At 40.0% G+C, this 25333-nt stretch carries 28 protein-coding genes; 19 read left to right on the forward strand and 9 right to left on the reverse strand.

The window, feature by feature from the left end:
* Positions 1-98 precede the first annotated feature (98 nt).
* From ACMUMK_RS01015 to ACMUMK_RS01045, 7 genes are all read left to right on the forward strand, one after another.
* Complete coding sequence (locus ACMUMK_RS01015; RefSeq protein ID WP_414699270.1) at positions 99-338, forward strand: hypothetical protein; 240 nt, start codon at positions 99-101, stop codon at positions 336-338.
* 352 nt (positions 339-690) lie between these two features.
* Entirely contained in the window at positions 691-2898 is a 2208-nt protein-coding gene (locus ACMUMK_RS01020; RefSeq protein WP_414699271.1) for an NERD domain-containing protein, read from the forward strand.
* A gap of 68 nt (positions 2899-2966) precedes the next feature.
* The gene (locus ACMUMK_RS01025; protein ID WP_414699272.1) at positions 2967-3383 is read left to right on the forward strand and encodes a hypothetical protein; all 417 of its coding nucleotides are present in this window, start codon (positions 2967-2969) and stop codon (positions 3381-3383) included.
* A 207-nt stretch (positions 3384-3590) separates the two neighbouring features.
* A complete protein-coding gene (locus ACMUMK_RS01030; RefSeq protein ID WP_414699273.1) occupies positions 3591-3974 on the forward strand; it encodes a hypothetical protein in 384 nt (127 codons plus the stop codon).
* A 196-nt stretch (positions 3975-4170) separates the two neighbouring features.
* Positions 4171-4662 (forward strand): hypothetical protein, encoded by a 492-nt coding sequence (locus ACMUMK_RS01035; RefSeq protein WP_289029727.1) that lies wholly within the window; start codon positions 4171-4173, stop codon positions 4660-4662.
* 211 nt (positions 4663-4873) lie between these two features.
* On the forward strand, positions 4874-5161 hold the full coding sequence (locus ACMUMK_RS01040) for a helix-turn-helix domain-containing protein (protein ID WP_133468024.1): 288 nt from the start codon (positions 4874-4876) through the stop codon (positions 5159-5161).
* A complete protein-coding gene (locus tag ACMUMK_RS01045) occupies positions 5151-6437 on the forward strand; it encodes a type II toxin-antitoxin system HipA family toxin (RefSeq protein WP_414699274.1) in 1287 nt (428 codons plus the stop codon). Before ACMUMK_RS01040 ends, ACMUMK_RS01045 begins: the two co-directional genes overlap by 11 nt.
* A 12-nt stretch (positions 6438-6449) precedes the next feature.
* Here the strand turns inward: ACMUMK_RS01045 and ACMUMK_RS01050 are convergent, their stop codons facing one another.
* Complete coding sequence (locus tag ACMUMK_RS01050; protein WP_414699275.1) at positions 6450-6677, reverse strand: hypothetical protein; 228 nt, start codon at positions 6675-6677, stop codon at positions 6450-6452.
* 259 nt (positions 6678-6936) lie between these two features.
* Positions 6937-7428 carry a DUF2938 domain-containing protein gene (locus tag ACMUMK_RS01055; protein WP_414699276.1) on the reverse strand — a complete coding sequence of 164 codons (492 nt, stop codon included), beginning with the start codon at positions 7426-7428 and terminating at the stop codon, positions 6937-6939.
* A gap of 76 nt (positions 7429-7504) precedes the next feature.
* Between ACMUMK_RS01055 and ACMUMK_RS01060 the strand changes: the two genes are divergently transcribed.
* The 7 genes from ACMUMK_RS01060 (at position 7505) to ACMUMK_RS01090 (ending at position 13011) form a co-directional block, all read left to right on the forward strand.
* Positions 7505-7936 (forward strand): helix-turn-helix domain-containing protein, encoded by a 432-nt coding sequence (locus tag ACMUMK_RS01060; RefSeq protein ID WP_414699277.1) that lies wholly within the window; start codon positions 7505-7507, stop codon positions 7934-7936.
* Positions 7937-8166: 230 nt separating this feature from the next.
* Complete coding sequence (locus ACMUMK_RS01065) at positions 8167-8604, forward strand: GNAT family N-acetyltransferase (protein ID WP_414699278.1); 438 nt, start codon at positions 8167-8169, stop codon at positions 8602-8604.
* Between the two features lie 163 nt (positions 8605-8767).
* Entirely contained in the window at positions 8768-9646 is an 879-nt protein-coding gene (locus ACMUMK_RS01070) for a class I SAM-dependent methyltransferase (RefSeq protein ID WP_414699279.1), read from the forward strand.
* A 241-nt stretch (positions 9647-9887) separates the two neighbouring features.
* On the forward strand, positions 9888-10499 hold the full coding sequence (locus ACMUMK_RS01075; RefSeq protein WP_414699280.1) for a hypothetical protein: 612 nt from the start codon (positions 9888-9890) through the stop codon (positions 10497-10499).
* A gap of 275 nt (positions 10500-10774) precedes the next feature.
* The gene (locus ACMUMK_RS01080; protein WP_414699281.1) at positions 10775-11188 is read left to right on the forward strand and encodes a DUF1493 family protein; all 414 of its coding nucleotides are present in this window, start codon (positions 10775-10777) and stop codon (positions 11186-11188) included.
* 110 nt (positions 11189-11298) lie between these two features.
* Positions 11299-11709, forward strand: a complete 411-nt coding sequence (locus ACMUMK_RS01085; protein ID WP_414699282.1) for a thiol-disulfide oxidoreductase DCC family protein — start codon at positions 11299-11301, stop codon at positions 11707-11709.
* 366 nt (positions 11710-12075) lie between these two features.
* Entirely contained in the window at positions 12076-13011 is a 936-nt protein-coding gene (locus tag ACMUMK_RS01090) for a LysR substrate-binding domain-containing protein (protein WP_414699283.1), read from the forward strand.
* Positions 13012-13028: 17 nt separating this feature from the next.
* Here ACMUMK_RS01090 and ACMUMK_RS01095 read toward each other — a convergent pair whose 3' ends face one another.
* From ACMUMK_RS01095 to ACMUMK_RS01115, 5 genes are all read right to left on the reverse strand, one after another.
* Positions 13029-14486 carry an NAD-dependent succinate-semialdehyde dehydrogenase gene (locus ACMUMK_RS01095; RefSeq protein WP_414699284.1) on the reverse strand — a complete coding sequence of 486 codons (1458 nt, stop codon included), beginning with the start codon at positions 14484-14486 and terminating at the stop codon, positions 13029-13031.
* A 76-nt stretch (positions 14487-14562) separates the two neighbouring features.
* Positions 14563-15909 carry a spinster family MFS transporter gene (locus ACMUMK_RS01100; RefSeq protein WP_414699285.1) on the reverse strand — a complete coding sequence of 449 codons (1347 nt, stop codon included), beginning with the start codon at positions 15907-15909 and terminating at the stop codon, positions 14563-14565.
* A 30-nt stretch (positions 15910-15939) separates the two neighbouring features.
* Positions 15940-17097, reverse strand: a complete 1158-nt coding sequence (locus tag ACMUMK_RS01105; RefSeq protein WP_414699286.1) for an iron-containing alcohol dehydrogenase — start codon at positions 17095-17097, stop codon at positions 15940-15942.
* Positions 17098-17160: 63 nt separating this feature from the next.
* Positions 17161-19809, reverse strand: coding sequence for a TonB-dependent receptor plug domain-containing protein (locus ACMUMK_RS01110; RefSeq protein WP_414699287.1), 2649 nt, complete (start codon positions 19807-19809; stop codon positions 17161-17163).
* A 39-nt stretch (positions 19810-19848) separates the two neighbouring features.
* Positions 19849-20886, reverse strand: a complete 1038-nt coding sequence (locus ACMUMK_RS01115) for an alpha/beta hydrolase (protein ID WP_414699288.1) — start codon at positions 20884-20886, stop codon at positions 19849-19851.
* 414 nt (positions 20887-21300) lie between these two features.
* Here ACMUMK_RS01115 and ACMUMK_RS01120 point away from each other — a divergent pair, with 414 nt between their 5' ends.
* Together ACMUMK_RS01120 and ACMUMK_RS01125 are read left to right on the forward strand one after the other, a co-directional pair.
* Complete coding sequence (locus ACMUMK_RS01120) at positions 21301-21726, forward strand: hypothetical protein (RefSeq protein ID WP_414699289.1); 426 nt, start codon at positions 21301-21303, stop codon at positions 21724-21726.
* Positions 21727-21823: 97 nt separating this feature from the next.
* Positions 21824-22477, forward strand: coding sequence for an HAD family hydrolase (locus tag ACMUMK_RS01125; protein ID WP_414699290.1), 654 nt, complete (start codon positions 21824-21826; stop codon positions 22475-22477).
* A 7-nt stretch (positions 22478-22484) separates the two neighbouring features.
* Here the strand turns inward: ACMUMK_RS01125 and ACMUMK_RS01130 are convergent, their stop codons facing one another.
* Positions 22485-22910, reverse strand: a complete 426-nt coding sequence (locus ACMUMK_RS01130) for a MarR family winged helix-turn-helix transcriptional regulator (protein ID WP_414699291.1) — start codon at positions 22908-22910, stop codon at positions 22485-22487.
* Between the two features lie 86 nt (positions 22911-22996).
* Here ACMUMK_RS01130 and ACMUMK_RS01135 point away from each other — a divergent pair, with 86 nt between their 5' ends.
* On the forward strand, positions 22997-23410 hold the full coding sequence (locus ACMUMK_RS01135; protein ID WP_414699292.1) for an MAPEG family protein: 414 nt from the start codon (positions 22997-22999) through the stop codon (positions 23408-23410).
* A 122-nt stretch (positions 23411-23532) separates the two neighbouring features.
* On the opposite strand, the gene ACMUMK_RS01140 is transcribed toward ACMUMK_RS01135, so the two are convergent.
* Positions 23533-23679 (reverse strand): hypothetical protein, encoded by a 147-nt coding sequence (locus ACMUMK_RS01140; RefSeq protein ID WP_414699293.1) that lies wholly within the window; start codon positions 23677-23679, stop codon positions 23533-23535.
* A 112-nt stretch (positions 23680-23791) separates the two neighbouring features.
* Here ACMUMK_RS01140 and ACMUMK_RS01145 point away from each other — a divergent pair, with 112 nt between their 5' ends.
* Together ACMUMK_RS01145 and ACMUMK_RS01150 are read left to right on the forward strand one after the other, a co-directional pair.
* The gene (locus ACMUMK_RS01145) at positions 23792-24664 is read left to right on the forward strand and encodes a DMT family transporter (protein ID WP_414699294.1); all 873 of its coding nucleotides are present in this window, start codon (positions 23792-23794) and stop codon (positions 24662-24664) included.
* 3 nt (positions 24665-24667) lie between these two features.
* Positions 24668-25282: a YigZ family protein gene (locus tag ACMUMK_RS01150; RefSeq protein WP_414699295.1), complete on the forward strand. Its 615-nt coding sequence runs from the start codon at positions 24668-24670 to the stop codon at positions 25280-25282.
* Positions 25283-25333: the final 51 nt, after the last annotated feature.

Below are 25333 nucleotides of genomic sequence, written 5' to 3' on the forward strand. Positions count from 1 at the left end.
TTTTACAAATCAAAACACTGTAACCAGACGAAAAGTTTTAGTGCCACTGATACGACAGTAGTATTTCTAAGGTTAAAGTCATGTGCTAGAAGTAATTTATGCCACAAAACCAAAATGAAATACCGCTTGAGTTGAATAATGAAATGAGAATTGCTTTTGCAACCGGAAATAATGCGAGCTTGCTGTGTAGTTTTACTCGTAACCTTCCACTACTTGGTAAAAGTGGACAAGTTAAAGGCTCAAGTGAAAATATAAAGGTCGTTTACCCCAATTGCCGTGCAGAATATTTTGTTGTTCCTAATGGCGGCGACTATAAAGAGCCTCAAAAGTGGTATTAACCTGAGAGAACATAACAAACGAATAAACACTCGCTTCGCTAGCGGGGGACAAATACAGGTGGGCTCGGCTCGGTATTTTAGCCAACGTATATTTGCCCGTTATGCGGACTGTTGAGGCTGTAGAAAAAGGTCAGAGATAGAAAATGGCAACGCGCTACGTTAAATATTTCTGATGTTTAATGGTTAAACCTATACAGATTTCACGTAGCGCCACGTTTTTGTAGTCAAATTAGCTCAATTTTTAGAATAAATTTTAAGGTGAGGCTTTTTCTACATCCTCGTTAAACGTCAGTCATAAATTGAAGAATGACTTTCTCCAATTAACTTAGGCAATAAATTCGAAGGAACGATAATGGTAGGTGAGTCAAAAATTAGAACTGAGGATGAAATTTTCAATGAGCTAGAAAATTTATGTTCAACTGATAGCTTCATTCATGTAATTGCGCTGTTCTGTTTCAAAGACACATTCATACACACTGCCGGTGAAGGTCTAACCGCGGAAACACTATCACAACAGTTTGACAAATCTAGGTTATCCCGCACGGAGTTATCTTCAATCATAGGTTTGATGTGTAAGAGTAATGTTAGTCTTGACCCATTACCTAGAGATGAGTTGGAAGAATGTGCCTCAAAAATATGGCATTTATTAGAAGAGCTTCACCGAAGCTTTTTAGGGCCAATTGATTTATCAAACTTCTTGACTGGAAATGCGACTGAAAAATCATCGCAAACCCATTTTATGAGAGAAGCGATTTTCTATGCGGGTGAAGGTGTATATAAACATCAGTATAGAGATTTGGCTCAAATTCGTTACAAAAAAGACGCGCAATGGATTTTAGATAACAAGGGTTTTAATTTTGATGATATAGCCAAAGTTTTTGGTGCAATTGAAGCGCTTCAAATAAATAAAGTTAATATTTTAGTTAATGAAGCTAAGAGTTTGGCTCTAGATAATTACCTTCCAATTTTTCAGTTCAATGTATCTGAACTGAAAAATATCTGTGATGTAGAGATAGAGCAAATTGAATCAATTATCGAAGCGTTTTCGTCTGAGTCTAACGAGGGGATGGATGAATTTAACAGTATTGATGATTTTAATTATAAGAATGCTTTTCCTATTCTAAAACTAGAAGTAGATAGTTATGTTGCTTTTCAGAGCTATAGCCTTTTGGAGTCTCAATATGAAAGCCCCTTCTTTTGGTTCAATTCAGATAATAAATATAAGAGTATTGCTAGCAAAAACAGAGGTGCATTTACTGAAGATTACACTGCGGAAAGACTCTCTGAGGTTTTTGCTAGAAATAATGTATATACAAATATCGATATGTTCGACGGGAGAAATAAAGCCGCGGAAATTGATGTCCTTGTCGTATTTGGTAACACTGCAATTGTAATTCAAGCAAAGTCAAAAAAACTCACAATTGCCGCTCGCAAAGGAAATAGCTTGCAGCTAGAAGAAGACTTCAAAAAAGCAGTACAAGATGCTTACGATCAAGCATATCTTTGCGCAAAACTATTGAGCAAAGAAAATGTCAAGCTAAAAGATATTGATGGAAATATAGTAAATTTACAGAATGATTTTGAAACTATACATCCGATATGTGTGGTTTCTGACTATTACCCAGCCCTTGCAGCACAAGCTAGGGAATTTTTAACATATACCACTACAGAAAAGATTAAAACGCCATATATTATGGATGTTTTTCTCATTGACCTCCTTGCAGAAATCCTAGATACACCTTTATTCTTTTTAGACTATATAAGAAAAAGAGCTGATTTTGGTGACTCAATATTATCTAATCATGAGCTTGTAATACTGAGCATTTATCTTAAACAAAATCTATATTTTGAAGGTAAGCCTGACCTAGTAATGTTAGAAGATGATATTTCATCAGATTTAGAATTGGCTATGCTTGCAAGAAGAGAAGGTGAGGACTGCCCATCAATTCCAAAAGGTATGCTAACCATCCACCAAGGAACTCACATAGGTTCTATCATTGACGATATAAAGTGCTCTGAGGAATATGGTTTACTTAACTTAGGCTACCACTTTCTTTCTTTGGGTGAGGAAAGTATCAACATGCTCAATGGTGCAATCGAGCAAATGATTAACCTCTATAATCAAGATAAAAGACATCATGATATAACAATTCCGCTTCTAGAAGAAAAAACTGGCTTAACCATTCACTGTAATGAAGATCCTCCTGATGTAGCATATAAGAAATTAGTGACCCACTGTGAAAAGAGAAAGTACTCTATAGAAGCAGAGACGTGGCACGGAGTCTGCTTTAGTCCTACAAGAAGGCGTTTTAGCTTTGCTACTTATCACGTATCTGCTTACCAGCAGTCTGATGAAATGGATAGAATTGTGGCTGATTTACGCGCTATAGATGACACATATAAGGTAAAGAACGGGAAAGTTAAGTTTCCCTCGAAAAGCAAACCTATGAATAAGCGTGTAAAAATTGGTAGAAATCAAAAGTGTCCATGTGGCAGCGATAAAAAGTACAAGAGATGCTGCTTAGGACATTTTGACTGGACATCCACCTTAAAGCTCTAACTTTGATACATATATTTATTTTAAGGTGAGGGTTTTTCTACACCCTCGTTAGGCAAGAGGAGAAATTATTGAGAGTCTCTATTTCAAAGAATCGTAGTTGTCTTGATAGTGGAGATAGATATTATGTTCTCAATCGTGATTACTTTAACGAATATGTTGATAAAGAAGATTTTAATTGCCGAAAATCTTTAAATATTGAGCAGGCGTACCATAAAAACTGGTTTGAGGTAGAGAATAAGTTTTTGCCTCCAATTCTATTTTTTTACAATGGTAAACTTCAGTTCATCAATGGACGCCATAGAACAGCCTTATTGTTTGAATTTCTGTCTGAGATACCTGTGATTTTTCTTTCTCCTCAAGCAAAATTTCGGATTACAGATGATGAAGTTAGGTTTAATTTAGGGTTATTGAATAAAATAGCAAAACCAATGGAATCAGATCAATGCTTTGAATTTCCTGATTTTGCTATTAAAGATCTAGGGTAAGCACTCCGAGTTCGGGGGGCCTAAAAAGAACTTTAAACGGAACAGAAACAGCTGGCTATATTTCACTTCGCTACACATTTTAGCAAACTAGTTTTTAGTCCCTTATTTAGGCGTTTTATGTATTAATCCAAAAGTCTGGTGAAAATTATTGAGATAGTCGAAATATCAAAAATTGTTAGAAATGTCTTTTTAGAGAATAGAGACGAATTGGATATCCCTCATTTTTTCAGCTTTCCAGAAAACTGCTGTGAAGGAGCTTCATTGTTTCTTGGCTACTATTTATTTTTGCGCTTCCCTGATAATAAATTTGAAATAATTCGTGGGCTCACTGAATCAGCTTATGATCATGTTTACCATCTTTGGTTAGAAGTCGATGGTCATATTTTTGATCTAACTATCGACCAATTCCCAGAATATGAAAATCCTATATTTAATTCTCAACAACCTCATCCTATGAGTGATATATTTATCGAAGACAAAAGGTTAGAGTTAATCATTTACTTAGATTACTACTTCAATAAAGTGGTCGAAAGTGAAAGATTTACAAAGTCATTTTGTAGGTTTAGTGAGTTGGTGAAAATTAATACATAACAAGCTAAGCCACCAGCGTACTTACAGAAACACCCATTGTAACAAATTAAAAAATAATCATTTAAATCAAAACACTAGAGATAAAATAACTGCACATCCATCTTAAGGTTCAAGCTTTGATTTTAAGATGCGATTGCAGGGTTTTATGGAGGTTAATTAACATGGGTGTCTACAAAGTAATATTACACGTTAAGTCATGATTATCGTACAAAACATACAAACACATTGGACCAAAGCTTCAAGAGGGATGCCAAACTCAAAACTAAGGAACTCTGTTCCAAGGGTGCTAGAGTTACCTCATATTGAAAATGATGCAGCTATCTTTGTTCATGAGGTCAAGGCAACCGAAGATAATGGTTTTAACCTTGAAAGTGAAACTTTGGTTATTCCAAATCAAAAGAAATACTGGTCGTTTGAGTTTACAGAGTCCGATAATAGGTTACATGTATTCTTTAGCTATAGTTACCACGAGCATGGTGCGCCAAATAGGGGAGGTTTTCGCCGTAATCTTATAAACCTATCTAAAGGTGAAACCGCTAGCTTTCATATAAATGGTCGTTTTACTTATCATAGTGGTCAGTGGTATCGGCAGTATTTTGTAAATATTGGGTACGGGGTTAGCGAAACTAAGGTTTTCCTGTCAAAGCCGTTTAATCGTCATGTTAATAAAATGGTAAATTTATTCTAAAAAAAGAATAAAAGGGGTCGTACTCCATTGCCACCTAATTTTTACCTTTCAAGCTTTTTACAACCTCACTTTTTATTATGTCCTTAGGTTAATTGTGCGCTAACTTTGTTTATTTTTTAAATCATGCACAGTTAAATTATAGATATTATAGTATCCAATATTGTGTTATTTGTGCTAAATTGGATGTTATTGTATCTATTTTTGGTTTTCTATGTATAAACTTTTGACTGAGTCTGATGTGCAGCTTGCCTATTCAAGTCATCTTCGTAAGTTGAGAGAGCAGGCTAAGTTGTCTCGTGATGCTCTTGCACTGCGTAGCACTGTTCCTGCCGCAACCATTAAGAAGTTTGAGTTAACTGGGCAGATATCTTTTCGCCAGTTGTTATTGCTTTGGCAGTCGTTAGATGACTTAACGCGTCTTTATCAGCTTACTTTGGAGGTAAGGGAGTCGTCACAGGCACCTAAATCTATTGAAGAGGTGCTAAAACATGGCATTTAAGGTGATACAAAAACTTGATGTAAGTCGCCAATTGTCTGATGGAAGCAAGGTTGGTGTGGGCGTATTGGCTCAAAATAGCGAGGGAGTATTTTTTCAATATGACGCTAGTTACCTAGCTAGGCTTGGCAATCTTTCTCCTTTTTCTTTGCAAGAAAACCTCAGTGTTCAAGCCGCACCAAAAAGCCCTCATCTTGGCCTTCATGGTGTGTTTGCAGATGCGCTTCCTGACGGATGGGGTTTATTACTTCAAGACAGAATTTTTAGACAACAGGGGATCTTACCCGCTAATTTAACGGCCATGGATAGGCTTGCCTTTGTGGGTGATACGGCTTTGGGGGCATTGTCGTTCTCACCTACATCAGAGTTTGCAACTATTGATGACAAGCACGTTGGGTTACATGAGTTAGGTATCAATGCCCAACAAATATTTGATGGGCAGACTGAACATGTATTGTCAGCACTGGTTACTGCAGGTAGTTCTGGTGGGGCTAGGCCAAAAGCACAGATATATGTAGCGGGTGATTCCTTTAATGAGTGTCGCACGGCTTATCAAAAAGGAGATGATGCATGGATTATAAAGTTCACTTCTAGCAACTTATCACTGGGCCATGAAGAGGGGTTATGTGAAGCGGCATATCTTATGTTAGCAGAGCGATTAAAGCTTAACCCACCAGATTGGACATTACTGAATGCGCCGGAGCATTCAGGTGCTAATAAATGGCTGGCTCTAAAACGATTTGATGTAACAAGGTTACCTGATGGAACGTCTGGAAGGTTGCATATGCATAGTGCTTGCGGATTACTTGATGCTGATTTTCGTTCGCCAAGCTTAGATTATGATGATCTTATTAGAGCCTCAAGAGTACTATGTAAATCACCTGCTGTTGGGCAATTACAGTTTAAAAGGGCTATGTTTAACTTGGTTTTTTTAAACCAAGATGACCACAGTAAAAACTGGGCCTTTTTACAAGATGATGTTGGCAAGTGGCAACCCGCCCCTTTTTACGATATTACTTTTAGCCCGCACCCATTTGGAGAGCAGGCAACTTCATTTGCAGGGTTTGGTAAAAATCCTCCTTTGAAAGCCCTTCAAAAGCTTGCTCAATCCGCAGGCTTTGCAAAGTGGCAAAATGCGCTCCCCATTGTTGAAGAAACCCTTGATGCCGTGGGTGACTTCGCGCAGCTGGCTACTTCAATTGGCGTTTCACCAGCAACAATAATTATGATTGCTAAACAGCTAGAAGAGTCTAGGCAAAGAGTATTGGCTATTCTGTAGCTGTTTCATGATTTATTTGGTTAACCAAGCTGATAGTTTTTGATATACGAAGTTATCTGATAAACCTGCGATAAAACACCAAAGGATCAGCTTATAGAAATCTGAATTTGATTTGAGTGTAACATCGCCCCTTAAGGAAGATTTAATGTTTTCAAATGGCTTGTCTCCGCCAATGAACTCTGGAAACATAGCGGCTTCAATCGCTGACGTAGAAAACATTATAGTTGCGATAACCGCCATAATTGCGCCAATAATAATCAGATACAATTGCTCATATAGGTTTTGTGATGCATTATTATTTTTTTAAGTTGCGAAAGCCCTTATTTATTTCACCCTCGAATACTTAATAACCCCCATAAAGCTTGGTTTAGGAAAGACTCCGTGTTTTAACCACCAAATCTTTCCGAATATTAATATTGTTAGATTTAAGCCCGCCTGAGTAGCCTTCAGACATGGGTTATTTTACTGGCGTTTGTACGTTCGATATTGAGCTCGGTATTTATATCAAGCTAATAAACTTTACTGTTATGGCTGATAGAAAAAGACCAGCGCCAAATACCCCATGATTAATCATACTTTGTATTCTGACTGAGTTGGGGTTAGGTGTTCGGGATGCAGCAATACCGGCCCCCATACCTGGTTGCAATATCAAAAAAGGAGCAACAACTGTGGCAATACCTAATATGAAAGCAGGCCCAATTGAAGGGTTATTGACCCATGCATTACCAAAAATGATGACTAATAATGCTGCGTAACCTATGCCTATTACATAATGGGCTGTCCATCCTAGTAGTTGTTCTCCACGAATAGCTTTTGATTCTGCTATAGCCAGGTGGCGAAACTTGCCTTGTCCCATGTGAGCTATCCAGCGCCCAACCATCCCCCAATTGGTGGGTGGAATATGCAGTAAGTGTTTTTTCAGCAAAGCCCATAAGTCCATGAATGCAGTTGCTCCGATTCCGATTAATATTACAAAAATTATGTTGTCCATGATTGTTCCATTTCTGGTTTAGATGCTAATGTTGTGCTAGCTTACAACTTAAAGTTAACTTTAAGTCAAGGGTGTTATGGATATTTCTAAGGTGGCTAAAAAGTCGGGAGTTCCTGCCTCAACACTTCGCTTTTATGAGGAAAAAGGGTTAATCAAATCCGTTGGGAGACATGGTATACGCCGGGTGTTTTCAGAGGGGGTATTGGAGCGCCTAGAGTTGATTGCATTGGGTCGTGTTGCAGGGTTCTCGTTAGAAGAAATTGTGGACATATTAGGTTCTGCAGAACAGCCGATTATTGATCGGGATTTGTTGCTTAGAAAAGCCAGTGAGTTAGACAATACTATTCAAAAGTTAGTGGCAATGCGTGATGGGCTGCAACATGCAGCTGCTTGTAAAGCGCCTAATCATTTGGAGTGTCCTAGGTTCCGTCGATTAATGAAACTAGCTGCAAATGGTGCAATTAAAGGCGAAACCTCAAATAAACTAGTAAAAAAAACAGGGATCTAATAAAGCGTTGCACCAGACAACCCAGTGAACGGGGCGTTCCCTTCCAAATGGCGCTTTTAAAGAGGCCTTGGTGATGTAGGCGCTATGGTATTTATGACCAATAACTCACAAAATATGCTAGATAACTGGCAAGGGCCAATTATGGCATGTAACAATAAAAGCCAAGTGGCCCGCAGCACCGCTTGAGGCGCTAGCATCGCCTCTTATAAAAACCTCCTTAGGATGAGTCAATGGAAGTAAAACAAGTCACAAAGAAACACTATAAAGAACTCATCGAAGTCTGGGAAAGTTCTGTCAGGGCAACTCATCATTTTTTGCCCGAAGAAAATATTCTAGAGTTAAGACCACTCATTTTGCAGTATTACTTTGATGCAGTAGAGCTTCGTTGTATCACCTTAAATAAAGAGATTGCTGGATTTATCGGTGTTGCAGACTCTAATGTCGAAATGTTGTTCGTGAGTCCAAGCTATTTTGGGGAAGGTATTGGAAGCCGATTAATGGAGTACGCTATTAGTAGTTTGGGGGCGTTGAAAGTCGATGTAAACGAACAAAACCCACAAGCTATAGGGTTCTATGAAAAAATGGGTTTCAAAAGAACGGGGCGTTCAGAATTGGATGGTCAAGGTAATCCTTTCCCATTAATACACATGGTACGCAATGGAGCTTAACTAAGGTTAGTTATCATGAGTCTTCATGTAAGTGTTATTGGGGGCGAGTTTTAATCCCTTTTTAACTGTGGCATGCTAGCCCTCCTTTTACATGTCCACAGGTGATTTTTAAAATCCCGTTAGATGTAAACCTTCAATAAAATATAGTTGTTTGATGTTAGATATGAATGATAAAAATGCGTGGGATATTTATTGGCAATCAGGCCATAAAGAGAGTTGCATTTCTGACTCATACGATGCCCTTTCAAATACTATAAGAAATATTTGGATAGAAGCAGCCAAGCATTTAACGCACAAGGTTGAAATTTTAGATTTGGCGACAGGCAACGGCTCTGTGCCCAGGATCTTAAGTAAATTGTGCACCAATACAAAAATTATTGGTGTTGATAGAGCCAATGTATTCCCGCTGAATAATGAGCAAAACTCTAACGCTATAGAGTTAATACCTAACATAGATATTACAGATCTTCCTTTTTCCAAAAATCGATTTGATTTAGTTACGAGTCAATTTGGATTTGAGTATGCTGACGAAAACCTTGCGTTGCCACAGGTTTATAAGGTACTCAAAGAGGGAGGCAGCTTTAGATTTATTAGCCACCATAGTAACAGTAAAATTGTGACAATGAATAATCGTAAACTATATGAATTTAAAAGGTTATTTGAAACAAATGGCTTGATAGATACGATTAGTCAATACACCCTTGGTGCCGCTACTAGCAGCCAACTTTTAGAAGTAAAACAAGACTATATGAATGGGCAGTTTGATAAGTCTAATCAAATATCTGGGCAGTTAATCAAAGCTGTTGACTATTTTATTTCGCAGGCACCTAGCGACACACTACATACTCAAGCAAAAGATATGATAGCTCGCATACATGCAGAGCAATCACGAATCGAGCAAATGTCTAAGGCATCTTTAGACGAAAATGACTCGAAGAGCTTTAAGGCATTAGCTAAGCAGTTAGGTTTTAAAGACGTTGCAAGCAAAGTAATAGAAGTCGACCAAAACGTAATAGGCTGGTTGTTAACGGGTAAACGCTGAACCTGATTGCCCAAAAATTGGGCGCTAGCCCATCAGCTTATGTAGCGGCGATAAATTAACGACACCTTTTTATTCTTAAATTTCAAAGCGGTTATAAGCCGTTCCACGCTATCAAAACGCACATAGCAGACCCTCAGACAAGCCAACTCTTTATTTAAGGGCGCGTAGTAAATCCAAAGTATTCTTATAAATTGAATCAGTTAAAGGCAAGAAAGTTAACCTGTACAATGGTTTAGTCGCTGTGGTAGAACTGAGGTATGTTGGAAGGCTGAAAAAATCCATTTTTAGATTTGGAATTTTTCCTGATATTAATAATGTTATGTCCAGAATTAAATTGAAGCGTTTTTTTTGTTTTATCATTTGTGTAGTTCTTGTTGCGTGCACTAAAAATACAGATAAAGCCCCAAATGAAGCTGATCTAACTGAGCACTACAATAAATATCAAAGTTCCTTTGAGAAATTGAAGAAAATGATAATTAATGATTCGCGAGATTTGGATAACTTCCAAATTAGAGAGGGAAAAATAGGCGAATACGATCTAACCGAAAAAGGTTGGAGTAAAGAGTATGGGCATTATGTTCCATTTAGTATCGTTACAGGGTCTTATCTTCTAACGAATGCACGTTATGATAACTATGTTAGCTTGTTAAAATTAACTAAGGCTTCAGCAGTACATTATCACGGTGGTAATGTATCAATCACTATATTTTCAGCAGGCTTTGTTTTTGGCGGTTGTAGTAGCAAAATAGTTTATCAACCGGAAACAGTCAGCCTTTCGCGCCCGTCATGGGCAACTACTTATTACCAAGCTTACTTTAATAAAAACTGGGGTGGTAACACGCAATGCAATTAAGGCATAACAAACGTTTTAATTCGTGCTTTAAAGCGCTATAGGGTAGTAATACGTGGTCTTAGCAAAACCTTTTGTGCCGCTTAGCTCGGCTTTTAGGTACTTTGGAGCAGGAAAGGACATTATGAATTACGCCGCATCATGCTCTTGTGGAAAAATCAAAATTGCTGCCTAATTTCCTTCACGAATAGAGGAGTATCAAGCACGCGCTTGCGACTGTGACTTTTGCGTATATCATGGGTTGGCTTGCACTCCTTATTTAAAAGTTAGGTACACCTTTGGATATTACTAACATTCTAAATTTTGTAGCTTGTGAATCAGGCATTAAAATCGAAAACGTTAATCCTAATACCGATATATCTGAAGAGCTTGGTATCGTTGGTGATGACTTCCATGAATTAATTGAAGCCTACGCCATTAAGTACCACGTTAATATGGAACAGTATTTGTGGTATTTTCATACGCAAGATGAGGCTATAAATATTTGGGCTTTTATTTTTAAACCTCCATGGGCAAAAGTTAAAAGAATTCCAGTAACACCTCAAATTTTGTTTAACTCGGCAATCAAAGGTGAATGGCAAGTTATTTACCCAGTGCATGAAGCTCCAACTACTCGTAATGATATTACCTACAGTAATATTCTTTGGTTGCTATTAATCATAGGTATGGTTTTGTTGGGGTGGTATAGCTAACAACTTGGCTAAGTTCGTTGTAATTAGCGCAGCTGAAAATACTCACTGGGCGTCGCCCAACAAGGTTCGCATTTGCCCTTTAACAATGCTTTATTTAGAAGGATAACTCAGTGGCAGATGATGATTTGGTCATTTACGATGGCGTGTGTAATTTCTGTAATGGCGCGGTTGCTTTTATTATTAAGCGCGATAAAGCAGCACGTTTTGTATTTGCACCTATGCAGTCAGAATACGCACAAAAAGTGATAGAGCATTATGAAGTAGACACAGTAGGTGTTGATACTTTTATGCTTGTAAAAAATGGGCACGTTTTTTTATGGTCTGATGCTGCTTTAGAAATTACGAAAGACCTATCTGGGGCTTGGTGTCTTTTCCGTATATTTAAAATCTTCCCTCAGTCATTTAGAGACTTTTTCTACAAACTTTTTGCTCGCAATCGCATCAGAATTTTTGGTGGCACGAAACAATGCCAAATACCTAATAAACAAATCTTAAAACGGTTTAGAGGTTTTGCAATTTAGTCAGCCTACTTGCACTCTCACTTGGCCCGCTGGGCACAAAACGCAAGGCCTCCACCATTATGCTGATGGTGTATTTTTCCAATATTGAATGATAGGTGTTAACTCAAAAGTCCACATCTTGGTTGTGGGGCAATGTTTACGATACTTTATTGATAGATTCTTTTTACGGATAGTAACTTGTTTGCTCAACTCTTGGGGTTAGGATATATTGTGTGCATTCGCTTAGGTGTTTTAAAGTTATCTCTTAGGGTATTGAATTTTAGGGGATTTTTTCTTTTTTAGTTATGTAGATTAAACTGCGCTGCTTAATTATTTTGATTGTCATTTCTGTGGGTTTTCACTCAGCGAGGGTTTTAAAGGTCAGTTATGTCGAGACATTTGCCACCACTTAATACGCTTTGGGTATTTCTTACTGCTTCTCGTCTATTAAGTTTTACCAAAGCCGCTGATGAGTTGTTTATCACCCGCTCTGCTGTAAGTCGTCAAATTAAAAACTTAGAGGACCATTTTGGTTTTAAGTTGTTTGAGCGCCATAAAATGGGCCTTGAGCTTACCGACCAAGGGGTAATTTATGCGAATTCTATCTCTAATATTTTTGCTGACTTGCGGGTGGCCACTGACACTCTGCACCACGGTAGCGAAAAGTTAAAATTGAAGCTGGGTATTTCAGCTACCTTTAATTCGACTTGGTTAATGAGTCGCCTGTGTAAGTTAGAGCAGTTCTACCCTGATTTAACTCTGTCATTTTTTACTAATAGCCTAGATACCGGTAAAGATTCTGTGGATTTTTCTGGTGAGCATATGAATGCGGCTATTCGTTTGGGAACGGGTGATTGGCCTGGATGCCATAGTGAAAAGCTGTTAGATGTTTATGTGCAGCCTGTATGTGCGCCGACTTTGTTAGATAAACTACACGACTTCGATGATGTGGCTAGTTTAGCCAATTATAATTGGTTGCATTACGATCACCTCTCTAAGTTGTGGGAGCAGTGGTTGTCTAATAGTAACCAGCCAGGTTTGCTTACCAATAAAAAGAATATCACTTTTGATAATGTGGCTGTTGCTACTCAAGCTGCTGTTGATGGTTTGGGTATTATTCCTATGTACCGCCCTTTGGCTGATAACTTACTCAAAGAGGGCAAGTTAGTTGTTGCCCATAATTACATGATGATAAAGCCAGAGACTTATTATTTTGTGTGCCCAGAGCATTTTGAAAGTAACCCAGCTATTAAGATTTTTCGTGATTGGTTGGTAACTGAATCACAGGCATCCCAACAGCTTTGGAATCAAGCTCACCTTTAATTGCATTTTACTTGTGACTAGATGCCGCCCATGCATAGATATTTTATTTCGGTGTAGTCGTCTATGCCATATTTGGAGCCTTCCCGGCCATTCCCTGATTGTTTTACACCGCCAAAGGGGGCGACCTCTGAAGAAATAATACCTTCATTTATACCTACGATCCCGCATTCTAAGTTTTCAGAAAAACGCCATATTCTGGCGTAGTTTTGGGTATATAAATATGCTGCTAGTCCCGCTTGTGTGGTATTGGCTAGTTGCAGTGCTTGTTGTTCGCTTTCAAATGCAATGATAGGCGCGACAGGGCCGAATATTTCTTCATTAAATACTCGCATGTTAGTGCTTATATCGGTCAATATGGTTGGGGGGTAGAAGCTTGCGCCTAGGTTTGATGGCTTTGCACCAAGCTGTACTTTTGCTCCTTTGGCGATGGCATCGCTAACCAGAGTATGTACATTTTGTGCTGCGGCTTCGTTAATTAGAGGTCCAAGGGTAACTCCAGATTTAGCGCCATTACCTAGGGTGAGTTTTTTAGCTGCAGCCACAAGCTTATCGGTAAATTCTTGGTACACGTGTTTGTGTACTAAAAATCTGTTAGCACAAACACAGGTTTGCCCAGCGTTACGAAATTTTGATGCCATAGCACCTTGCACGGCTGCATCTAAATCTGCATCGTCAAATACAATAAAAGGGGCGTTTCCACCTAGCTCCATTGATACCTTTTTTACAGTATCGGCGCATTGTTTAATGAGTAATTTGCCAACCTTAGTGGAGCCAGTGAAAGACAGCTTAGTTACTATTGGGCTGTCGGTTAATGTTTTACCTATAGCAATAGGGTCTAGGCCAATTATTACAGAGAATACCCCACTTGGCAGGCCTGCCCTTTGTGCTAACTCTGCTAAGGCAAAGGCACTTAGTGGAGTGGTCTCTGCTGGTTTGACAATTATTGTGCAGCCCGCAGCTAATGCGGGTGCCACTTTACGGGTGATCATCGCATTGGGAAAATTCCATGGCGTAATGGCTGCCACCACACCTATGGGCTGCTTAATGGTAAGGAGTCTTTGTGAAGCTTGTTTACTGGGAATAACATCGCCGTAAATACGTTTGGCTTCTTCGGCAAACCATTCAAGGTAAGACGCGCCATAACGTATTTCGCTTTGGGCTTCTTCTAATGGTTTACCTTGTTCTGCACTGAGTATGACAGCTAAATCTTCGATGTTTTCTAAAATTAAATCATGCCAGTGTTTTAATATATTCGCGCGGTAGCTGGCGGTGGTGTTACGCCATAATTGTAATGCCTGCTCGGCACCGTTTATCGCTTGCTGCGTTTCGTTTATGCCAGCGCTGGCTATGTCACATATTTTACTGTTTGTGGCTGGATTGTTGACAGTAAGCATGTCTTTGACGTTTGCATGGTGCCATTGTCCGTTAACAAAAACTTGTTGTTTCAGAAGTTTGGGGTCTTTCAAAGGTAGCATGGATAGTCCGTTTGATATGTGGGCAATGTTAGTGCTGCCACTAACGTTATTAGCAGCACTAAGGCCTTTAAAGTGTTTAAGCTTGGTGTAACCATGCCATCGTTTTTCGGTAGTGGGGTAAACACCTACCTAGTAACAACGCAGAGCCTGCCATTGCTAAACTGGTAACTAACAATAGTGAGTAACCAACCATATCTGCAGAGCCAAAAATATAATCAGTACACAAGGCAACCAAGGTGGGACCAAGGCCTAAACCAATTAGATTTACTATGAATAAATACAAAGCGCTAAACTGCCCTCGCATATTGCTAGGCACTACCTCTTGAATGGCCGCTGGCCCTAGGCCCATCATGAAGTTGGCAAAAAAGGTAGAAACCGCCAATATAACTAACACAATTTTTAAATCGGAAACCAGTGGATATAACAAGGTTGGGATAATACCTAAAATCATAGCCCACATAGCGACTCTCATTTTTGCATCGGTTTGCCCTGCTTTAAAACGTTTATCGGCAAGTATTCCGCCTACAATCACGCCACCTGCGCCACAAAAAAGCACGATCAAGCCAAAGGCTAGGCCAACTTCGCCGCCGCTCATTCCGTGTACTCGAATCAGATAGCTTGGCACCCAAGCAAGTGCACCATAACCTGCAACCGATGCCAGAGCTGCGCCAAAGTTATGAAGTAAAACGGTTTTTTTATTATGTTTAAAAAAGGTGAGCACATCGGCTACTGGTACCGCTTGTTGTTGTGCTTGGGGGCGGGCGGGTTCTTTTAATGTATACAGTAATGGCACTAGCAGTAATCCTGGCAAGCCCACTGCTAAAAATACCGCCTGCCACGGATATACATCACCAATTATGGGGAGGCTAATAGATGAAAACTCCGAAGCCCATTGGATCACCATGCCGCCCACAATTAGCGCTAAGCCACCACCTAAGTAAATACCCATGGTGTAAACGCTTATGGCTTTGGCTAGGTGTTTTTTATGGACGCTATCGGCAATGAGTGAATAGGCAGCCGGAGACAAGCCTGCTTCGCCCACTCCAACTCCCATGCGAGCAAAAAACAAGTACCAGTAATTTTTAGCTAGGCCACAGGCCGCTGTCATTAAGCTCCAGATGAAAATAGACCAGGCTATGATACCGCGGCGGCTTTTACTGTCGGCTAAGCGGCCCAAGGGTAAACCCATTAGGGTGTAAAACAGTGCAAATGATAAACCTTGTAATAGGCTCATTTGGGTGTCGCTTATGCCTAAGTCTCGTTTCATGGGCTCAACCAATAAGCTTAATATTTGCCGGTCAATAAACGAAAAGGTATAGGCCAGTAGCAAAATAAAAATTAAGTATGTGGCATAAATGCTTTGTTTTGATGACGCAAGCTGTTGTTCTGGGGAGTCAACTTGGATAGATGTGTCTTTAATCATGTATATACCTCATCAGATAATTAGTCAGCACTAAAAGGCCGCTTGATATATGGCTAATATATCGGCTTCGTTCATGGGCCTTGGGTTATTTACCAGTAGGCGTTCTTGTTTTAGCGCATCTTTGGCTAGCATTGGTAAGGCACTTTGGGGGATATCCACACTGGCTAAACGGTTAGGTAGTTTTAGGTTATTGATTAAGTCTTCTAAGTATTGAATGAAGGCTGTGGTTTTTTCTTCTGCTGTGGTTAGTGTTGATGTTGTATTGGGAATAATGGTGTCTGCAAGCTCCGCATATAAAGGTGCCGCTGCTGGTGCGTTAAATCGTAAAACATGGGGCAAGACTAAAGAGTTACTGAGCCCATGGGGAATATGATAATGGCCACCTAATGGGTAGGCCAAGGCATGTACGCCAGCCACTGGGGCATTAGCAAAAGCTTGTCCTGCCATAGTTGCGCCTAACATCATATTGGCCCGTGCTTGTAGATCACTTCCTTGATGCACTGCTTGCTGAATATTTTTAGACATTAGCTTTAATGCTTCGATTGCGAGCATATCAGAGTAGGGGTTTTTCTTGATGTTACTGGTGAAAGCTTCAATAGCGTGAACCATAGCATCTATGCCTGTTGCTGCTGTAATGTGCGGTGGCAATTTTAGGGTGAGGCTTGCATCTAGTAAGGCTATGTCTGGTAATAGTACACTGGAGACTATGCCCATTTTCATGGCTTCTCCGGTTGTTACGATAGATATAGGGGTAACTTCGGAGCCTGTGCCCGCTGTTGTTGGGATTTGAATTAAAGGCAGTCTTTTATGCAATAGTTTGTCTATGCCAAATACTTCATCTAGGGTTTGCGATGAATAGGCTAAAGCTGCTATAAGCTTGGCGGTATCTAAAGAGCTGCCACCGCCTAGGCCAACCACTCCATCAATTTTGTGTTGTTTCGCGAAGGACAGGGCATGTTCAATCACTGCTATAGGTGGGTCTACTTCTACCTCACTAAATAACTCATAACTGATAGAACTTGCTTGCAGACTCGCCAACATTTTTTGATGTAAATCGAGTTTTACAATTCCCGGATCTGTGACCAATAATACCTTTGTTATATTGAGTGTATGGCAGTAATGGGCCAACTCTGATGATGAATTTGGCTCGTTAACAATCGACTTTGTAGTGTTAAACGTAAATGACATGATAGTTTCTTTTGGTGTAAAAGAGGGGCGAGCCCCTCAGTTATGATTAAGGTTAAGGGCGCTTTAAAAGGCAAACTTAGCTTTGGCGAAGAACACTCGCCCAAGAGGACTATGCTGTTTAGGGTCGTAGCTTAAGTTGCCATAGCCGTTAAACACTCTGGGTGGCGCTTCATCTAACAAGTTTTTAATGCCTAAAGTTACTGTGGCGTCACTGTTTTCTGTGATGCCTAAGGTTGCCGAATATTGAGTGTCTATGGTGGTAAATGCTTCTATTTTAGCGCTTTCATTTGCGGGTAAGGCAATGGAGGTTTTGTAGCTAGAAACATAGTTAACATTAATAGATGCGCGCTGGGTTTCGCCTACCCAATTAAAGTTTAAGGTGGCTTTGTCTTCAGGCAATGAGCGAGCAAAGTTGTCGTAGTTGAAAGAGCCGGCGGCTTCTACAACTTCACCATTATCTTTGGTGAGTTCGTAGGTTAAAAAGTGTGAGGCATTAAAAGCTAGATTGAACTGGTTGTTCAGCTTCCACACAGATTCAATATCAATGCCTTTTACCTTAACTGAAGATGAGTTGAAATAATCTACTTCAATGGCTGACAGTAACCCAGCTTCGGTACGGATAATATCTTCGCCGTTTGGATCGCTTGCAATCTTGCCTTGTGCATTTTCAACGGTAATGAGATCTGTGTAATCTACCCGCCAGTAATCTACTTTAAAGTCTAAGTCATCTGTGGCTTTAAATATCAGCCCTAGGTTATAGTTTTTAGATTGCTCGGGTTTTAAATCTGCGTTGCCTCTTGCTAGCACCCCCACAAAAGCCGCTGATTTGGCTGTGCCATCTTCGTTGTAATCACTGATACCATTAATGGTTGCGGCCGTGGCATTCATTTGCGAAAGAGAGGCTTCTCTAAACGCGGTACTTGCTGATGCCCTTACTATAAATTTGTCTGTTGCTTGCCAGCGTAGTGCAATTTTTGGATCTAAGCTTGAGTCGTTTTCGAGCTTTTCGTAGCGCATCGCTGCGGTGACTTCTAAATCTTCTGATACCGGCAGCACGGTTTCTGCAAACAAGGCAAAAGAGGTTCGGTCAACATCAATTTCTGATAATCCGGCTAAGAATATCAAGTCAACAGGGATAGGGTTGCCATCGGCATCGTAGGTGATTTCGAACACATCGTCAGTGGCCACTTGAAAACCTTCTTTTCGAGCTTGCATACCCGCAGCAAAGTTAGCGTTGCCTGCTGGTAATTCAAATAGTTTGCCGTCAATTACGGCATCTAGTGCTAACAGATAAGCGGTTTTTTCGGACTCTGTCACATGGGTAAAGTCTTCTATGATGGAGTCGGTGATACTGGTTCGGTCAAAGGGGTTGAATAACTCATCGTTGTTTATACCTCCTTCACCTGCGAGTGCCGCTACTAGCCGCGAGCGTAACTGGTCTTGTTGAAATTGGGTGTAAACATTTTTACTGTAGGTGAGTGCGGTGTCCCAACCCCAATTATTTTCAAATGAACCTGCAACATTAAATGAGGCTCTAAATGTTTCATTTTCTCTTGGTGCAAGGGCTGGTTCTTGATCTGCTCCTAGTGGGCGACCAAGCCAAATTACCCCGGTTCCAAAAGGGTTACCTGCGTGGTCACTACCGATGTAGGGAAAGGTTAAGTCTGGGTAGCTAGGGGATTGTGGGTTGTCTTTTACCTTATTTGAACTCCAGCTTATATCTGCAGATAGCTGGGTGCCGTCATCAAAATCGTGAGATATATTGGTATAAAGTTGGGTTCGGGTTTCAGTGTTAACTAGGTTATAGAGAGGCCCAAAGTTAAACCCACAACGAGTTCCGCTTGCTTGGGGTATTAGCATACCCAACTCATCATCTAGACAAGTTGGGTCTGCGACTTCTTCAAAAGGGGCATAGGTTCCAGCATAAGGGCCCGAATCTACTGTGATGGGTGAAAAATCAAAACTGCCATCAGCTTGAATAGGGTAAAGTAAGAATGAGTTGCCTAAGGAGCTAAACGCATTGTCGCCTAGCTCTGGTCTGTCGGCTGTGCTTAAAGGAGTGCGATCTAAATAATGCCCCGATACTGTTATATAAGTATTGTTGAACTCAGTACCCCACAAAAAGCCAATGTCGCTATCTTTTTGACTGCTATCGGTTACCTTGCTGATACTGGCGTTAAGTTCTAAGCCTTCAAAATCTTTGCGCAGTATAAAGTTAACGACCCCTGCTACTGCGTCTGAACCATAGGTTGAAGCAGCGCCTTCTTTTAATACTTCTATTTGTTCTATGGCATCAATAGGAATATGGCTAGTATCAACAAACACGCTACCGTCATTGGTGATAGCGCCAGATATGGTTTGTCTGCGTCCATTAATAAGTACAAGTGTTGAGCTTAACCCTAGGCCACGCAGGTTAACGTTTCCTGTCCCTTGTGTAGAGGCTTGTGTGTATGAGTCTGCTTGGTTCTCGGCTCCTGATGAAATTGCCAGTTTACTGATAAGTTCGGCTACTGTAGTTGCGCCAGTTGATTGAATGTAATTGAAGTCGAGTACTTGCACAGGCTCAGCAGCATCGACCGCTGTGCGTTTTATATAAGAGCCAGTTACCTGAATTTTTTCAACGCTTTCTTGTGCACTTACTGTTAGGCTCAATGCCGCTGATATTGCAATAGCGATAAGCTTTTTTGAGGTTATTACTTGTGTCATTTTCATGTTTCGTCCCATTAGATTAGTTTTAATTTCAAACTTGTCTTATTTACTGTGAGCCATCACGGCCTTGAGGGTCATTGCGCACTCTGTTACTGCCTCTTTTGCTTGTTGCAACACGCCAAAATTTAGAAAGGCATGAAACATATCGGCGTAACAGGAGTGCTTAACGGTTACGCCGTTTTCGATTAATTTATCTACGTACATTTGCCCTTCGTCACGGAGAGGGTCAAAGCCACAGGTTAAAATGAATGTGGGTGGTAAATGTTTGAATTCTTTAGCATTTAGTACATTAAAACGTGGATCGTTTTCTTGCTCTTGGCTAATGTAAAGGTCGTGAAACCAGTGCAGCAGTTTTTCTGTTAATAGGAGCTTTTCTGAATATTCTTGCCGACTTGGAGTTAAGTCATTACCTACTATGCTTGGGTAAATTAGCAGTTGAAAACAGGGCTTGAAACTAGCTGGATTTTTGTTTGCTAAGCAATACCCTGTTGCCAGATTTGCCCCAGCACTGTCGCCGCCTAGGCCTATTCGATTTGGATCTAAATTTAAAGATTGAGCGTGTTCTACTAGCCAATCAACGGCTGCTTGTGTGTCTTCTACCGCACCTGGAAAGGTGGTTTCGGGAGCTAGTCTGTAATCAACAGAAATCACCACTACTTGAGATTGGGCGCATAGTTGAGTGAGTAGTTTGTCGTAGCTTTCTATGCTTCCTAATACAAACCCTCCACCATGAAAATATATAAGGGCAGGGCATGGTGATTCGGCTGCTGACTGTGGTCTATAAATCCTTGCGGCTAGCTCATGATTATCACATGGAATATTTATGTCTTGTTTGGCGACTTCTGGCGCATCCTCATGCTCGTAAGGGTTTGCTCTATACTGGCGGGTATAGGCTGGTTCAAACTCATAAGCTGGTGGCAGTGAATGAATGTAATCCAGTATCTGTTGTCCTTTGCTATCCACTCCAGAGCTTGCTGCCCCAGCTTTATCTAGAACATGTGAATTTACTGGATGATAAGCACCAAAGATCTGATTAGCTTCAGTATTTTGTTTGTTTTGCAGAGCATCATTTGGCGACATAGTTTAAATCACTGTAAATTATTTGTTAATTTATGGTTGTTGTTTTTTACATCTATGTGTCTGCGCGCTCAAGTAACATATAAGCAACAGTGTGTTGATCTGTAATCACCATGATTTAAATTCTATATAAATCAGATGTTTATCTTGTGTTTTTATTGTTTTTGGCAAGTTTTATGGGGATTTGTAAATGTGGAGTTTTTTATTTTTAGGCTAGGGGTTTGTAAAACCAACTGTTAGTTGTGAGCGAAAGTTTCAGTTTATGATGGCGCTAATGGTATTAGCTTTGTTAACTGTGTATTTAATTATGAGTGTTAGCTGTCTTGGTTGTTTGGTATAAAATATTCCTAATTACAAATAATTAATGTGTGCATTTATTTGCTCGTGCTAGTTTGCTAACTTCAGGTAGAAATATTTATGGCATTAAATACGCCTAACCTAAACGTGTACCAAATTCACTTAGTGGGTAATGTATTGTGTGTGGAAATGAGGAGTGTTTGGTCTAGAGGTACGGTCAATAAGGTTTTGGCTGAAACCCAAGAATTAGTGGCGGAGATTAAAAACCAGCCATGGGCAGCTTTAGTGAATATTCGTGATTGGATTATGCCAACCCTAGAAGCTTTAGAGGGCTTTCAGAATATTTACGACTGGTGCGCTGCAAATAACCAGACTCACGAAGTGACCTTATGTCGCTTTGATACCCAAAAAAATATAATTGGAGATGTCTCTAAGTACGATGCAGAGCACCAACTTTATACTCAAAGCCCTGAAGATGCCGCCAAGTGGTTAACTGATAAAGGTTTTACCTTTTCTCTCAAAGAGTGGCAGCAATTAACTCGCTAAATAGTCAGGTATCATTTTCAATAAACGATTAACATTCCTTGATGGCTTTCAAATTAGATATTGGGGTAAGTCTCCAGTTCGTAACAAATGAGTTCTTATGCTAGATAGCAAATACGACGCTATATTATTCGATAAAGATGGCACTATTTTCGATAGTGAGCGTATGGCCTGTGACGCTTGGATGAATACAGCAAAAGTTTTTGATGTACCCTTCACATTAGATACTTACAAAACCTTTATTGGTGTGCCTACACCTGCGTGCTTTAAAACAGCTAAGGGGTTGTTTGGTGACAAGGTTTGTATGGATGATTTTATCGCCGAGTACAGACGTTATATGGCAGCCAGTAAGCTGCAAGGTGTGCCAATTAAAAAAGGTTTTACAGATTTTTTTAACACCTTAAAAGCTGCGAATTTCCCTGTAGGGGTGGTGACTTCCTCTTCATATGATGCGGCAATGGGTAGTTTTCAACATACTGATCTATTACCCCAGTTAGATGTATTAGTGACACTTGATGATGTGATTAATCCAAAACCTGCAGCAGATTGTTACTTGCTTGCTTGTGAAAAGTTATCGGTAGCGCCACAAAGAGTGTTGGTGTTTGAAGATTCCAGTGTGGGTATAAAGGCCTCTCTTGCGGCAGGGTGCAATACCATAGCTATTCCTGACTTGGCTGATATTGAGCCGCAACTATTATCTAAATGCCTTGATGTTTTAGCCAGTTTTGACGAAGCAAATAAGTTATTAAAGTAATAACGATTTACAGTAAGTTGGTAATTACTTTGTCTGTGAGTTCTTTTAATAAAGAGAACTCCTCTTTTGTCATGTTACTCACCTGACACATGAGCTGCTCGGGAATATGGGCCGCGTCTTGTTGCATGTGCTTTCCAGCTTGAGTTAATTGAATTAACTTCACCCGCTTGTCTTGCTCTGAGCCTTGGACTTCTATCAGATTTTTAGTGCTGAGTTTTTTTAAGATTAAAGATAGCGCTCCACCATCTATATGGGTTTTATCTTTAATAAACTTCACGTCCACCTTGTCTGTTTCCCATAACGCCATGAGAACCACATATTGAGGATAAGTGATATCTAATTTTGCTAGAAACGGGCGGTATGCTCGAGTTATGGCATTAGATGCAACATAGTATCGATGACAAATTTGATTAGATAATTTTAGTTGGTCCATAAATAGTTTGCATGCAAATAACTTGACTTTCGAATAGCTTGTCATCAATATACTTTGCATGCAAATTAAATTTTTAGGATGGAGTTATGTTTGAGCAATATCATAATGTACTTTTAGTACTGTTTTCTTTACTTGCGTTAATGGTGCTGCAACAGCTAGTAGCAACGGTTGCTCACAGAAAACAAAAAAATAGTGTACCTGGGGTAGTTGACCAAAATCTTGATCACCATTCCTTTGTGTTTAGAAGTCATCGCACTTTTTTAAACTCGTTAGAAAATGTGCCGATTTTTATATTAACTGTGCTGGTGGCAGCGTGTCTAGGTGTGACAGGGCAAGCTTTGTTTATTGCCTCCTTAGTGTTTTTGGTGGCGCGGTTTATTCATATGGTGTTGTTTTACTTGATAGCGACGAATACTAATCCTAGCCCTAGAAGTTATTTTTACATTATTGGTTTATTGAGCCAGCTTTACCTTTTTGGCCTGGTGATTTGGTCGTTGTAAATATTTTTAGTTAGGGCTTTATACTCAGTAAGGTTAATTAATTTACCCATAGAAAATGGCCAATAGCAGGGACTATTGGCCATATATCTACTTAATAAATTGAAGTTCACTACTCTTTCTATTTAATAAGCAAATCTTGCACTCAACTGAGCATAGCGAGGTGTTTGAAAAGCCAGTGGTGATTGATAATCAGCATCGTAATTAGCAATCGTGGTTTCTGCAGTTTCATCTACTCGTGTTTCGCTATCAGCATTTAAAATATTGAACACATCTATTTTGAACCTAGTGTCTTTCTCAGTGTTTAACCATATATGTTCAGGGGCTAAGAATGCTATCCTGCAACACTGTTATTGAAAACCTAAAGGAAAGGGGAAAAATTTAATGTGGGTATGGTTGACCTTAGGTGCGGTGTTAATGCAAACCTTTCGTAATGCACTACAAAGTCAGCTAAGTACGAGTGTGAGTACATCAGGGGTAACCTTTGCGCGGTTTTTATTTGCGCCTCCGATAGCCCTTGTTTACTTGCTGATATTGTATTCGATTTCTGATCAAATTATCCCTACCTTCAATCAAAGGTTTATCGTGTTAGTGATTGCAGCGTCTTTACTACAAATAGCCGCCACCTCTTGTATGGTTATTTTGTTTAAGCAGAAAAACTTTGCAGTTGGGGCTGGGCTTGCTAAGAGTGAAGCATTAGTGGCAGGGGTGTTTGGGACCTTATTTTTTAGTAGCCACTTGAGCCCTTTAGGGTGGTTGGGGTTACTAGTGGGATGCGCCGCCGTATTTGTGCTTGCCAGTGGAGGTAAAAAAAGCGAACTCAGTCTTAAAACAATAGCTATTGGTTTGGCGTGCGGAACCTGCTTTGCGTTTACTTCTTTATTAGTCCGTGAAGCGAGCCAGATGCTAAATATGCCCTTCTCCCATAGTGCTGCTTGGGTGTTATTGTGGGTGTTGTGTATTCAAACTGTTTTATTGAGCAGTTATATTTGGATTAAAGATAAAAGTATATTTATTACCTTAAGGCACAATGCTTCTAAAACACTAGCGACTAGCTTTATCAGTTGTTTAGGGTCTATTTGTTGGTTTAGTGCTATGGCATTACACCATGTGGCATATGTGAAAACGTTAGGTCAGATAGAGGTGCTATTTACTATGTTAATCGCTGTGTTTTGGCTCAATAACAAAATAGCTAAATATGAATTGCTGGGTTTAGTGTTAATTGCTACAGCTGCCATTATGGTGATGTGGGCTTAGATTATGAGCATTGCAAATTATCAAGTACCGGCTAAAACATGGCAGGTTGAACTTGAGGTCAAACGTAGTAAGTTTTTAACCTTTGCTGCTAATACTGAAAGTCGCGAAAGTGCTGAGGGCTTTATCAAAGAATTACGAGAGCAGCATCCTCAAGCTAACCATGTATGTTGGGCATATATTGCTGGCGCCCCTGATACAACTGTCCGCTCAATGAGTGATGATGGTGAGCCTAGTGGCACTGCCGGTATGCCCATGCTTAAAGTGCTCGAGTATAGTGGTCTAGGTGATATCGCTGTGGCTGTGGTTCGTTACTTTGGAGGCACCAAACTTGGTACCGGTGGTTTACAGCGTGCTTATTCGGATGCTGTTTCTTTGGTATTAACGGATTTACCAACGACAACTAAGGTACACAGGAGTGTGCTTAAATTGACCTATGATTATGGGGTTGATGGTCATGTGTCTAGGTTGCTTGAGCGCTATGGCGTGCAAGATGTTGTGGCTGAATATGACCACCAGGTCATAGTGACTTTAGCTATCGCGACAGCAGATTTGTCGCAATGCAAATCTGAGCTGATGAATATTACAGCCGGCAAGATCCTAATCAATGAAACTGTGTAAAGCAGAAATCATACAAAAAAAGCGCCATGCTTGGCGCTTTTTTTATATGGT

Origin of the sequence: Paraglaciecola sp. 2405UD69-4 (assembly GCF_047525415.1) — a bacterium.
Classification (GTDB): domain Bacteria; phylum Pseudomonadota; class Gammaproteobacteria; order Enterobacterales; family Alteromonadaceae; genus Paraglaciecola.